This is a genomic window from Chitinimonas prasina, assembly GCF_030160395.1.
GTDB classification, from domain to species: domain Bacteria; phylum Pseudomonadota; class Gammaproteobacteria; order Burkholderiales; family Chitinimonadaceae; genus Chitinimonas; species Chitinimonas prasina.
In genome coordinates this window covers 918,422-930,775 of the sequence record NZ_BSOG01000001.1, presented here as the reverse complement: position 1 = coordinate 930,775, position 12,354 = coordinate 918,422, and the positions used below count along the sequence as shown (strand labels likewise).

General features: G+C 61.5%; 10 protein-coding genes. 5 read left to right on the top strand and 5 right to left on the bottom strand.

Annotated features, from left to right (window positions below):
- Position 1: 1 nt before the first annotated feature.
- From QQK16_RS04425 to metH, 5 genes are all read left to right on the top strand, one after another.
- Positions 2-322 (top strand): YciI family protein, encoded by a 321-nt coding sequence (locus QQK16_RS04425; RefSeq protein ID WP_284195214.1) that lies wholly within the window; start codon positions 2-4, stop codon positions 320-322.
- Entirely contained in the window at positions 319-750 is a 432-nt protein-coding gene (locus tag QQK16_RS04420; RefSeq protein WP_284195213.1) for a DUF4124 domain-containing protein, read from the top strand. Before QQK16_RS04425 ends, QQK16_RS04420 begins: the two co-directional genes overlap by 4 nt.
- A gap of 266 nt (positions 751-1,016) precedes the next feature.
- Positions 1,017-2,081, top strand: a complete 1,065-nt coding sequence (gene glnL, locus QQK16_RS04415) for a nitrogen regulation protein NR(II) (protein WP_284195212.1) — start codon at positions 1,017-1,019, stop codon at positions 2,079-2,081.
- Between the two features lie 15 nt (positions 2,082-2,096).
- Positions 2,097-3,500, top strand: coding sequence for a nitrogen regulation protein NR(I) (gene ntrC / locus QQK16_RS04410; RefSeq protein ID WP_284195211.1), 1,404 nt, complete (start codon positions 2,097-2,099; stop codon positions 3,498-3,500).
- 174 nt (positions 3,501-3,674) lie between these two features.
- The gene (gene metH / locus QQK16_RS04405) at positions 3,675-7,379 is read left to right on the top strand and encodes a methionine synthase (RefSeq protein WP_284195210.1); all 3,705 of its coding nucleotides are present in this window, start codon (positions 3,675-3,677) and stop codon (positions 7,377-7,379) included.
- A 52-nt stretch (positions 7,380-7,431) separates the two neighbouring features.
- Here the strand turns inward: metH and QQK16_RS04400 are convergent, their stop codons facing one another.
- The 5 genes from QQK16_RS04400 to QQK16_RS04380 all read right to left on the bottom strand — a co-directional run bounded on the left by QQK16_RS04400 (position 7,432) and on the right by QQK16_RS04380 (position 12,305).
- Positions 7,432-8,448, bottom strand: coding sequence for a substrate-binding domain-containing protein (locus tag QQK16_RS04400; RefSeq protein WP_284195209.1), 1,017 nt, complete (start codon positions 8,446-8,448; stop codon positions 7,432-7,434).
- Positions 8,449-8,811: 363 nt separating this feature from the next.
- A complete protein-coding gene (pssA, locus tag QQK16_RS04395) occupies positions 8,812-9,429 on the bottom strand; it encodes a CDP-diacylglycerol--serine O-phosphatidyltransferase (RefSeq protein WP_284195208.1) in 618 nt (205 codons plus the stop codon).
- Positions 9,430-9,620: 191 nt separating this feature from the next.
- Positions 9,621-10,910: a hypothetical protein gene (locus QQK16_RS04390; protein WP_284195207.1), complete on the bottom strand. Its 1,290-nt coding sequence runs from the start codon at positions 10,908-10,910 to the stop codon at positions 9,621-9,623.
- Positions 10,911-11,178: 268 nt separating this feature from the next.
- A complete protein-coding gene (locus QQK16_RS04385) occupies positions 11,179-11,382 on the bottom strand; it encodes a hypothetical protein (protein ID WP_284195206.1) in 204 nt (67 codons plus the stop codon).
- A 479-nt stretch (positions 11,383-11,861) separates the two neighbouring features.
- On the bottom strand, positions 11,862-12,305 hold the full coding sequence (locus QQK16_RS04380; protein WP_284195205.1) for a PACE efflux transporter: 444 nt from the start codon (positions 12,303-12,305) through the stop codon (positions 11,862-11,864).
- Between the last annotated feature and the right edge of the window lie 49 nt (positions 12,306-12,354).

Genomic DNA, 12,354 nt, shown 5'->3' with positions numbered 1-12,354 from the left:
CATGCAGTTTCTCTACCTAATACGCCCTACACGTACCGACATGCTGCGCACCGGCCTCACCGAGGCCGAGAGTGCTGCCATGTCCGCGCACTTTGCCTATCTGCAGTCGGCCCAGGCCGAAGGCCGGCTGATACTGGCTGGCCGTACTCTGGAGGCGGATGAACGCGGTTTCGGTATCGCGATCTATAACGCAGCTGATGCGATCGAGGCAGCGGACTTTGCCCGCCACGACCCCGCTGTGGCGGCAGGCGTGGTACAGGCCGAGGTCTACCCTTACCGGGTGGCGCTGATCAGCGCCGAGAACGTGGAGGCAGGGGCATGAAGCGCTATCTGATTCTGGCACTACTGGCCATGCCGGCCATGGCCGATATCTACAAACATGTCGATGCCGAGGGCCGCATCACCTATTCGAACGTGCCCATCAAGGGCGCCAAGAAGCTGGATCTGGGCCCCATACCGCTGAGTGTGCCGGCACCGCGTAGCAGTGGCGGCGGCAAGTCCAGCGGCGGCAGCAATGCCCGCCAGCCTACCCCGGCCAGCTTCCCCCGCGTGGATGCAGCCACCCAGCATAGCCGCGACCAGACCAAGCTGCAGATACTGCAGGACGAACTGGGCAACGAGCAGCGCCTGCTGGCACAGGCCAAGCAGAAGGCGGCCGCCGCCCCTGCCGATACCAAGCAGCGCGACAATGTGCTGATGCACGAGAAAAACATCGAAACCCTGCATAAGGAAATAGCCAGGGTGAAGTGAACAGCGGCCTGCGGGCCGCTTTTTCATGGGCGACATCCGGACGCCAGCGATGATCTCTGCCCCGAATTGGGGCGGTTCACTATAGCCCGCCCGTTTGTGCACTAAAATGGTGCGATGACCTGCCCGTTTTTTGTGCCTGGGCGGCGCACGCCGATGGTTTGCCAGCAGGATTTAGGTAAGCCATTGATTCAGTTTGGCCTTTGCAAAGACCTAGGGCGTGGCCCGGTAATTGCTAAGACCCAACCAATGCTTAGCTGAATGACGCCATGTCCCACCCTGCCTTCCTAGGCCTGGAGTTGCTGGAAACCGCCGTGATGGTGCTGGACACCGCCCGTACGGTGCGTTACCTCAATCCTGCTGCCGAGACCCTGTTTGAGCTGCCGGCGCGCGAGACGGTAGGGCGGCCGCTGTCGGCCTGTTTTTCGGAGCCGGCCGAGATACTGGCGGCGCTGGATGCGGCCGAGAAGCAGAATGCCAGCGTGACCGAGCATGATGTGGCACTGGCCGTCAGGCTGACCAATACCATCCATGTGGCGTTTACCGTGCGTGAGGTGGAGTCGCCCCCCTATACGGTGCTGGAGTTCCGCCAGACCGACCAGCAACGGCGGATTGCCAATGAGGAGCGGCTGGCGGCGCAGCAGCAGGCGAATCGGCAGCTGATACGCAATCTGGCGCATGAGATCAAGAACCCGCTCGGTGGCATAAGGGGGGCGGCGCAATTGCTGCGCAAGGAGCTGCCCGACCCGGCCCTGCATGAATACACCAAGGTGATTACCGACGAGGCCGACCGGCTGCAAGGGCTGCTGGACAGGCTGTTGACGCCGCACCGCTTGCCGCAGCTGGGTGAGTTGAATATCCACGAAGTATTGGAGCGGGTGCGCAGCGTGTTGCTGGCCGAGTATCCCAATGGCCTGGCTGTGCGGCGTGACTACGATACCAGCGTGCCGGACCTGTATGGCGACAAGGAGCAACTGATACAGGCGGTACTCAATATCGTGCGCAATGCGGCCCAGGCCATGCATGGCGCTGGGCAGATCGTACTGAAGACCCGTATTGCCCGGCAGGTGACACTGAACCGGCGGCGCTTTCCCCTGGGATTGACGCTGGAGATCATCGACAACGGCCCCGGCATACCCGAGCACATACGCGAGACGATTTTCTATCCGCTGGTATCGGCCCGTCCCGGTGGCACCGGCATAGGCCTGCATCTGGCGCACACCTTTATCCAGCAGCATAACGGCACCATCGATTTCGAATCGCAGCCGGGCCGCACCTGCTTTACGCTGACCTTGCCGTTGAACGGCTGGACCCCGCTGGATGCCAGCAAATAACAAGATGACCGCTACATGAAACCTGTCTGGATCATTGATGACGACCGTTCCATCCGCTGGGTGTTCGAGAAGGCACTGGGCCGCGAGGGCATTGCCTTTCACAGCTATGCCTCGGCCAGCGAAGCAGTCGATGCCCTGCGGCGCGAAACCCCCTCGGTGGTGGTCAGCGATATCCGCATGCCTGGTGAATCGGGGCTGGATTTACTGGCCCAGCTGAAGGAGCGCTTTCCTCGGCTGCCCGTCATCATCATGACGGCCCATTCCGACCTGGAAAGCGCGGTGGCGGCGTTCCAGGGAGGGGCGTTTGAATACCTGCCCAAGCCGTTTGATGTGGACCACGCGGTAGAGCTGATACGCCGGGCCATGGATGAAAGCCTGAAGCAGGAGGTGGTCGATGCCCCGCTGGAGGAAACCCCGGAGATACTGGGGCAGGCGCCGGCCATGCAGGAGGTGTTCCGCGCCATCGGCCGCTTGAGCCAGTCGGCCGCGACCGTGCTGATCACCGGGGAATCGGGCGCCGGCAAGGAACTAGTGGCGCGTGCCCTGCATCGCCATAGCCCCCGCGCCAGCAAGACTTTTGTGGCCATCAATACGGCGGCCATCCCCAAGGATCTGTTGGAAAGCGAGTTGTTCGGACACGAGCGCGGCGCCTTTACCGGTGCCCAGGCCCAGCGCACCGGCCGGTTCGAGCAGGCCGAGGGTGGCACGCTGTTCCTCGATGAAATCGGCGATATGCCGCCCGAGCTGCAGACCCGCTTGCTACGGGTGCTGTCGGACGGCTATTTCTACCGCGTGGGCGGGCATGCGCCCATCAAGGCCAATGTGCGGGTGATCGCCGCGACCCACCAGGCCCTGGAAGAGCGGGTCAAGGCCAATCTGTTCCGCGAGGATCTGTTCCATCGCCTCAATGTGATACGGCTGCGCCTGCCAGCCTTGCGCGAGCGGCGCGAGGACATACCGCTGCTGGCCCGGCATTTCCTGGCCAAATCGGCCCGCGAGCTGGGGGTTGAGGTCAAGCGCCTGACTGAGGATGCCATGCGCCTGCTGGCCGGGTTTGATTTCCCCGGCAATGTGCGGCAACTGGAGAACCTCTGCCACTGGATTACCGTGATGGCCCCCGGCCAGGCGGTAGGAGTGAACGACCTGCCGCCTGAACTCAAGGGCGAGGGGGCAAGTGGCGGCGGGGTGGGTGATTGGGTGACGCAACTGGCCGCCGAGGCAGACCGTCGGCTGCGGGCCGGCGAGCGGGGGTTTATCGACGACCTGACCCAGCTATTCGAGCGCACCCTGATACTGCGGGCGCTGGCGGCCACCGGCGGCAAGCGTATCGAGGCGGCCGAAAGGCTGGGGCTGGGGCGCAATACCCTGACCCGCAAAATCCAGGAACTGGGGCTGGAGCGCGAAATCGGCGGTGAGTGACCACGAGGTGCGGATAACAAAGCATGAACAAAGGCGCATGAGGGTATGCGCCTTTTGCTTTTTGGGGGACGTCTGCATGAATTGCATTCATATGCTTAGTACCCTTTGGCCGCCGGAGGGGCACGCCCGGCGTGTTAGAATTTGCGCCTTTCCCTCGCAATATCAAACGCTTCCATGACCTCACGCCGCACCCAGCTGACCGACCTGTTGCAACAGCGCATCCTGATACTGGATGGCGGCATGGGGACCATGATACAGCGTCATCTACTGGACGAAAGAGGCTACCGGGGCACCCGTTTTGCCGACTGGCCCAGTGACCTAAAGGGCAACAACGACCTGCTGACGATTACCCGCCCCGACATCATAGGCGGCATCCATCAGGCCTATCTGGATGCCGGCGCCGACATCATCGAGACCAACAGCTTCAACGCCACCAGCATCGCCATGGCCGATTACGACATGCAGTCGCTGGTGCATGAGCTGAACTTCGAGGCAGCCAGGCTGGTAAAGGAATTGTGCCAGGCGCAGACGGCCCGCACGCCGGAGAAGCCGCGCTTTTGTGCCGGGGTGCTGGGGCCGACCAATCGCACCTGCTCCATCAGCCCGGACGTGAACGATCCTGGCTATCGCAATGTTACTTTCGACGCCCTGGTCGAAAGCTATACCGAGGCCATTGATGGCCTGGTGCTGGGGGGCGCCGATCTGCTGCTGGTCGAGACGGTGTTCGACACCCTCAACGCCAAGGCGGCGGTGTTTGCCATCCATCAGTACTTTGATGAGCGCCCCGGCGTCGAGCGGCTACCCATCATGGTATCGGGCACCATTACCGACCAGTCTGGCCGCACCCTGACCGGCCAGACTACGGAAGCTTTCTATAACTCCCTGCGCCACGCCGATGCCATCAGCTATGGCTTGAACTGCGCGCTGGGGCCGGATCTGCTGCGCCCCTATGTGGAAGAGATCGCCCGGGTGGCCGAGAGCTTTGTCTCGGTGCATGCCAATGCAGGCCTGCCCAACGAGTTCGGTGGCTATGACTTGTCACCCGAGGTGATGGCCGTACAGGTCAAGGAGTGGGCCGAATCGGGCCTGGTCAATATCGTCGGTGGCTGCTGTGGCACCACGCCTGAGCATATCGCCGCCATCGCACAGGCGGTGGCGCAGGTCGCACCGCGACCGCTGCCCGAGATCGAAGCCAAGGCCAGGCTGTCCGGCCTGGAGCCTTTCAATATCGGCGACGGTGATCTGTTCGTAAACGTAGGGGAGCGTACCAACGTCACCGGCTCGCGCGCTTTTGCCAAGCTGATCCTGGCTGGCGACTATCCAGCTGCGCTGGAGGTGGCCCGCCAGCAGGTGGTGAACGGTGCCCAGGTCATCGACATCAATATGGACGAAGGCATGCTGGATGCCGAGAAGGCCATGGTGACCTTTCTCAACCTGATTGCCTCCGAGCCTGATATCAGCCGGGTGCCCATCATGATCGACTCGTCCAAGTGGACGGTGATCGAGGCAGGCCTCAAGTGCATACAGGGCAAGGGCATCGTCAACTCCATCTCGCTGAAGGAAGGCTACGAGGAGTTCGTCAAGCACGCGCGCCTGGTCAAGCGCTATGGCGCAGCCGTGATCGTGATGGCCTTCGACGAAGCTGGCCAGGCTGATACCTATGCCCGCAAGGTAGAGATCTGCGAGCGCAGCTACCGTGTGCTGGTGGACGAGGTCGGGTTCGATCCGGCCGACATCATCTTCGACCCCAATATCTTTGCCGTGGCCACAGGCATAGAAGAGCATGCCAAGTACGGGCTGGACTTCATCGAGGCGACCGGCTGGATCAAGCAGCACCTGCCGCATGCCAAGATATCGGGCGGCGTCTCCAATGTGTCGTTCAGCTTCCGCGGCAACAACAAGGTGCGCGAGGCCATCCACGCGGTGTTCCTCTATCACGCCATCCAGCGCGGCATGACCATGGGCATCGTCAATGCCGGTGCGCTGGAGGTGTATGAGGAGGTGCCAGCGGAACTACGCGAGGCCATCGAGGATGTGGTGCTGAACCGGCAGGCACGGGACGGCGGCGATACCACCGAGAAACTGATCGCCCTGGCCGAACGCTTCAAGGGCGATGCGGCCCAGGCCCAGGGCGAAGACCTAGCCTGGCGTAGCGGCAGCCTTCAGGATCGCATCACCCATGCCCTGGTCAAGGGCATCACCACCTTCATTGTCGAGGATACCGAAGAGGCGCGACTGAGCCTGCCACGGCCCATCAATGTGATTGAAGGCCCCTTGATGAATGGCATGAACCATGTGGGCGACCTGTTCGGCTCGGGCAAGATGTTCCTGCCTCAGGTGGTCAAGTCGGCCCGTGTCATGAAGGCGGCAGTTGCCTATCTGGAGCCTTTCATCGAGGAAGAGAAGCGGCGCCTGGGCATATCGGATTCGTCGGCCAAGGGCCGTATCGTGATGGCCACGGTCAAGGGCGATGTGCATGATATCGGCAAGAACATCGTGGGCGTGGTGCTGCGCTGTAACAACTACGAGGTGATAGACCTTGGGGTCATGGTGCCGGCGCAGAAGATATTGGATACCGCCCGCGAGGTGAAGGCTGACATCATCGGCCTGTCCGGCCTGATCACCCCTTCGCTGGAGGAAATGGCCCACATGGCCAAGGAAATGGCGCGCCAAGGCTTTGATATCCCGCTGCTGATTGGTGGCGCCACCACCTCCAAGGTGCATACCGCCGTCAAGATATCGCCCAACTATGGCCACCCGGTGGTCTATGTGCCCGATGCCAGCCGTGCAGTGGGCGTCTGCTCCAACCTGCTGTCGGAAGACCTCAGCGCACCCTTTGTGCAGAAGGTGGCGGAAGAGTACGACAATATCCGCACCATCCATGCCAACAAGGGCAAGCTGGATCTGCTCAAGCTGGCTGATGCCCGCGCCAATGCCTTTGCGGTGGACTGGGCTGCCTATACACCGCCCCGTCCACGGCAGTTGGGGGTGATGCGATTCGAGCACTACCCGCTGGCCGAGATTGCCGAGTACATAGACTGGAGCCCCTTCTTCAATGCCTGGGAACTGTTTGGCAAGTACCCGCGCATCCTGGAGGACGAGGTGGTCGGGGAGTCGGCCCGCAGCCTGTTTGCCGAGGGCCAGGCCATGCTGGCGCAGATGATTGCGGGCGACTGGGTGCAAGCGAACGGCGTAATCGGCTTGTTCCCAGCCAATAGCGTGGGTGACGATATCGAGTTGTACGACCCCGCCAGCGGCGACAAGCTGATGGCCATGCACTGCCTGCGCCAGCAAAACCGCAAGGCGGAAGGCAAGCCTAACTGGTGCCTGGCCGACTTCGTGGCACCTAAGGCCTGCGGCAAGGCGGATTACGTGGGCTTGTTTGCCGTTACCGCCGGACTCAACATCGATCCCCATGTGAAGCGCTTTGAGGATGCCAACGACGACTACAGCGCCATTATGGTCAAGGCGTTGGCCGACCGCCTGGCCGAGGCCTTTGCCGAATTGATGCATACCAAGGTGCGGCGCGAGCTGTGGGGCTATGCCGAGGGCGAGCAGCTGGACAACGAGGCCATGATAGAGGAGCGCTACCAGGGCATACGCCCGGCGCCCGGCTACCCCGCTTGCCCCGACCACACCACCAAGACCGACCTGTTCCGCCTGCTGGGTGCCGAAGGCATAGGCATGGAGCTGACCGAGGGTTATGCCATGTTGCCCACCGCCGCAGTCAGCGGGCTGTATTTCAGTCATCCCCAGTCGCAGTACTTTGCCGTGGGCAAGCTGGAGAAAGATCAGGTCGAGGATTACGCCGCACGCCGTGGCGTCACCGTGGAGCAGGCCGAGCGCGATCTGGCGCCGAACCTGGGGTACAACGCCTAGGCGGCGCCGCGCAGCTCATCTATGGCTTGATATGGATGGTGGCTGAGCTGGCTCAGCCCGGTGCCGGGCCGTCCGAATCGCCAGCCTGCAGCTCGGGCTGGCACAGCATCTGCAGTTCGCTGAGTGGATGGCCGCCCGCCAGCAGGCGGCTCATCAGCGTGGCCATGTGCTTGCCGGTGCGGTGCTGGGTGGGCTGCACCACCGATGTGATGTGCTGGGTCAGCAGGGTATCGGGCGGGATGCCGTCGTAGACGATGACAGAGATATCCCGGCCCATGACGATGCCGCGATCCAGCAGGGCGCGGACGGCGCCCACCCCCGCCAGGTTGTTGTCCACGATGACGGCGCTGGGGCGCTGGTCCTGGTCCAGCAGGCCCATCATGGCCTGATAGCCGCTGCGGCGCGCCAGGCCCGCCTGCAACAGCCATTGGCCGGCGACCGGCAGGCCTGCCTCGGCCATGCCGCGTAGAAAGCCGGCGTGGCGTTGATGGGCGAAGTTGTAGTGCAGCGAGGCGTGGATATAGCCGATATGGCGATGGCCCAAGCCGGCCAGCCGCGCTACTGCCAGAACGCTACCGGCTTCGTTGTCGAAATCGAACCAGGGGTAAGCCTGGCAGTCGGTGCTGCGGCCGTAGGCGAGAAAGGGCACGCCCGCCTGCTGCAGATAATCAATGCGCTCGTCCTGGCAGAGGGTACGGGCCACGATAAAGGCATCGACCCGGCGCCCATGCACCAGCCTGTCGTAGGTATCGAGTTCACCCTTGTGGGTGGCCGAGGCCAGCAGCAGGTCCATATTCACTTCCATCAGGCCTTCGGTCAGGCCAGACACCACCTGCAGAAAACGCGGGTCGGCCACATCGTCAGCTTCCAGTGGGTAGACGATGCCGATGGCGTTGGCACGCCCCATGGCCAGGCTGCGCGCGACCGGATTGGGCTGGTAGCCCAGGGCCTGGGCAGCCTCCACCACGCGTTGCCGCGTTTTGGCGCTGACGTCGGAATAGCCGTTGAGTGCGCGGCTGACGGTAGTGGCGGAAAGGTTGAGATGGGCGGCGAGGGCTTTGAGATCCATGGCGGTGCAACGTTATCACGGCGGCGCGCTGGGCTGCACAAACGGTTGCCACAAAAAAAGCAGGCGCGTAGCAAGCTGTGGTTTAAGCAGCCAACTAACCGCGCCAGAGAGGAGTGAACAGCAAAGCAGCCCTGGGGGCTACTTCAAAAAAAGTGTCGGACATACCCTGTTGGGGTATTGCCATGGGGATTCCCACGCCGGTGGTAAAACACCCAAAGCGGTTTGGATGATAACCCAAAACGCTTTGGTAAGTAAGCTACATTTTAATGGCGGTTTTTACAGGATAAACAGGTAGAGAAATAACAACAAAGCCCCGCTTGTGGCGGGGCTGTCGGGGCTGTCGGGGTGGCGGCGAGGAACCGATCAGAGCTTGGGTATGCGGATGCGGCTGATCATCAGTGAGCCGGAAATAGCAAACATCAGTACCAGCGGATGGAAGCGGAAACCGCCGATATGGTAGACACCGAACCACAGCTCCGTGCCCAGGGCGCCTTGCCAAACAGCGACGGCCAGCACGCCCACCAGCAATAGCGAGGTGGGGATGGGAGTGCCTTCGAAGTATTTGACCTTGTCGCCACCATCCGACAGTTTTTCTGCGGTGACGTTGTAGCGGGCCAGGCGCGAGACGCCGCAGGCGACAAAGAACAGCAGCACGATGCGATCGAACAAGCCTTGCATGCCGCAGCCATAGGCGATGACGGCTGGCGCCACGCCAAAGGAGATCACATCGGCCAGCGAATCCAGTTCGCGGCCCATGGCCGAGCTTTGCTGGCGCCAACGGGCGATGCGGCCATCCAGCACGTCGAACAGCAGGGCAAAGGGGATTAGACCGCAGGCGAAGTAGAGGTGCAGGACATCGTGGGTCTGCAGGTAGGTCATGACCGCGAACAGCGAGCCTACGCCACAGAAGGCGTTAGACAGGGTGAACCAGTCTGCCAGGTGGAACTCGCGGATCATCGAGAAGGGTTTGGGGCGATTCATGGTGCTATCCAAAGGCAATATGCCGGGCATGGTAATGGAAAGCGTGCAATTGTGGCGAACGGGAAGTTATGTGATTTTGACGGTTGCTTTGGCTGGCCTATCTATCAACCGCTTGGTGCCTATCGCAAAAGGGCCGGCAGTTGCCTGCCGGCCCCTCTGGCAAGGGGCCATCACCCCCTGCCGGGCTAGGTTTACTGGCTGCGCCGCCAGCTCCCCTCGCTGCCTTCGTCCGTGTAGTCCACCCAGACCGAGGCGTAGCCCGCTGCCGCTTTGGCCTGCTTGAGGGCTTCGTTCTCCAGCGGGGTCGCAGGCATGGCGAAGCGGTAGGCCCCGCCGGTCTCGTTGCTGCATGTCAGCCGGCCATCCTGCCAGCGGCCCTGGCTGCGGCTGATCAGCCAGCCGTCGCCATGCAGCTGCTTGCAGGCAAAGGGTTTGGCCTGGCCGCAACTGGCATCGTTATAGCGGCCGTTGTACCAGTTCTCAGCACAGTGCTCACCGCCGCCCCAGTTGTTGGGCTCGTTCACATCCCAGCTCCACACCAGCCTGGCCAGGCGGCCATCACCGGGGGTGAGCATGTCAAAGCCGAACAGATTGGCACCACAACGCATCAGGCCCTCGGTGACGTCGGCGTCTATGCGCATCTTGGGTGCGAACACATCGGCGATTTTGGTGCGGTCTTCATTGAAGCGTACCAGTAGCCGGCGGAAATCGGCGGCGCCAAACTGGGCCGAGGTACAGCTGGGGTAGCGCTGGTACTTGTCCTGATTGTCGGTGGGGTAGCCGCTTTCGCTGGTGGCGCCGGTAAACACCCAGCGATTGAAATGGGCGGTGTCCTTGCAGCCATCGGTGATGATCAGCACCCGCTTGCCGGCATTGAGCACGGCCTGTTTGCTCATGCTGGCGGGTATGCCTTGGCAGGCCCCGCCAGGGGGCTGGTAGACATCGCTGCCCAGTATGTTCTGGATATGGCGCTGGGCATCGTCATAGTCGCCACCATTCAGATGGCTTTCCAGGTAGAGCAGCAATACCTCGGGGTCGTTGCGGGTTTCATCCAGCCAGCGGCGTATCTCGTTCAGACCATCGACAAAGGGGCGGTCGCCAGGTGAGCAGCCGACATTGTTGCCGCCGGCATGGCACAGCAGGATGTCGTTGCGCCACTGCCAGGGCCAGCCCCGCATATTGAAGTAGGAATGGATATCCAGCTCCAGCCCACGGGCTCCCATGCGCAACTGATCGTAGATGCTATGGACGTGGTTGGGATCGTAGTAGCTCACCGCATTGGCGTAGGCCTTGCTGTTGTATGAGTTGTGCGTGGCCGGCCAGAGCGCCTCGCCTATCGGCGCCTGCCGGTCTATCCGCTCCTGCAGGCGCAGCGCCTTGCGCACCCAGCTGTGCTGAAAATCATCTACCTCGCCTGCCAGCAGCGGCAGTGCCATGCAAGTGGCCAGCGCGCCGGCCAGCCATGTACCCAGCTTCACCATGTTGTCTCCTTTGTTGTTTTGACACGGTCAAGCAAACGCTTGGCCGAAACATTGTTTTAGCAGAGAACGTGGACAATGCGATGACAGCGGAGCGGGTGTGGCTATGCCGCCTCATATGGCGAGAGGGGGTATCCACACGACGCTGCTGGCACGCGCAGGGCGAGCAAGCAGCAAAAAGCCGACCCCGGCTAGACCGGAATCGGCTTGTCTTGCCACGGTGGCACTGCCACCGTTGGCGGGTACTGCGCTGATCAGCCTGGTTGGCGGATCAGTTCACCGTGCGGTTGGCTGCACGGGTACCAGGCAGGTAGGCGTTACCGAAGTAACGGGCACTACCCTGGCCCAGACGGGACTGGAAGCTGACCTGGAATTGGCGACCTACGCATTCCACGGCCAATACTTCAAAGCGGATGGACTCGCCGTGACGATCCTGGACGAAATGGTCGCCGGCCTTCAGTTCTTGAACTTTCATACTTGTTTCCTATTTTTTGTTTTTTGTAGCGCACCGGTGCGTTGCCGGGCTGCATTGCAGCTAGACCGTGTGTTCCAGGCCGAGTTCAATTTCGACAACATGGGACGAACGCGATCAGACCCTATCCATGGGTGGCGTAATACGCCACGGCCACGGCAGGCCATGCACTTGCGCCGCTGATATGGACCAAGCCATATCGGGTCAAATTAGCCAGAACGAGACGGTGTTATCGTAATGCTCGATTGTTACGAGCAGGTTTCGTTTTGGCACGAACCTTCATTACAGCAGAAGTGGGTGCGGATTGCACCATTCGATAAACAAGCTGAAGACATCAGGGAAGGCTGTTCCACGCGTTGGAACATGGCCTGAGAGGACGGCTTGAAGTACTGCAAAGTAAGGCAAACAGCCGGACTGATCCGACTGAAGGCCGAACTTTAACACAATGCAATTGGGCTTGTAAAGCTAAGTGTTTGTTTTTATTAAACGGCGTGTGTTGCGGCTGCGGCTTGTGCAGAATCGGGTACGCCGAACACCCGGTCAAATCCCCACTGGAAGGCGAAGGCATAGAAGAAGAAAAACACGAATAAGGCGATGTCGGCGAACAGCGCCTGTATGAGACTTATTTGCAACCACCAGGCCATCAAAGGCACCAGCAGGATCACCAAGCCACCCTCGAAACCGGTGGCATGCAGGGTGCGCCGCCAGAAAGTACGCTCGCGCCGCGACTGCCGCCGCTCCCAGGCTTCGAAAAGCAGGTTGAACAGCATGTTCCAGCCCAGCGCCACGGTTGAGATCATCAGCGACAGGGCGGCCGAGTGCGCCAGCTGCTGCTGGTACACCAGGGCCATGGCCGGAGTGATGACCAGCATGGCAATGGCCTCGTAGCTGATGGCCTGGATGATTTTGCGCAGCGGGCCTTGCATGGTTATGGGGAGATTCCGATATGCTGGGTCGTGCGTACAAGCCTGCTTC

Excerpts from the sequence above, each read along its gene's own strand:
- QQK16_RS04425 (WP_284195214.1), top strand. The coding sequence starts at position 2 with ATGCAGTTTCTCTACCTAATACGCCCTACACGTACCGACATGCTGCGC.
- QQK16_RS04420 (WP_284195213.1), top strand. The coding sequence starts at position 319 with ATGAAGCGCTATCTGATTCTGGCACTACTGGCCATGCCGGCCATGGCC.
- glnL (WP_284195212.1), top strand. The coding sequence starts at position 1,017 with ATGTCCCACCCTGCCTTCCTAGGCCTGGAGTTGCTGGAAACCGCCGTG.
- ntrC (WP_284195211.1), top strand. The coding sequence starts at position 2,097 with ATGAAACCTGTCTGGATCATTGATGACGACCGTTCCATCCGCTGGGTG.
- metH (WP_284195210.1), top strand. The coding sequence starts at position 3,675 with ATGACCTCACGCCGCACCCAGCTGACCGACCTGTTGCAACAGCGCATC.
- QQK16_RS04400 (WP_284195209.1), bottom strand. The coding sequence starts at position 8,448 with ATGGATCTCAAAGCCCTCGCCGCCCATCTCAACCTTTCCGCCACTACC.
- pssA (WP_284195208.1), bottom strand. The coding sequence starts at position 9,429 with ATGAATCGCCCCAAACCCTTCTCGATGATCCGCGAGTTCCACCTGGCA.
- QQK16_RS04390 (WP_284195207.1), bottom strand. The coding sequence starts at position 10,910 with ATGGTGAAGCTGGGTACATGGCTGGCCGGCGCGCTGGCCACTTGCATG.
- QQK16_RS04385 (WP_284195206.1), bottom strand. The coding sequence starts at position 11,382 with ATGAAAGTTCAAGAACTGAAGGCCGGCGACCATTTCGTCCAGGATCGT.
- QQK16_RS04380 (WP_284195205.1), bottom strand. The coding sequence starts at position 12,305 with ATGCAAGGCCCGCTGCGCAAAATCATCCAGGCCATCAGCTACGAGGCC.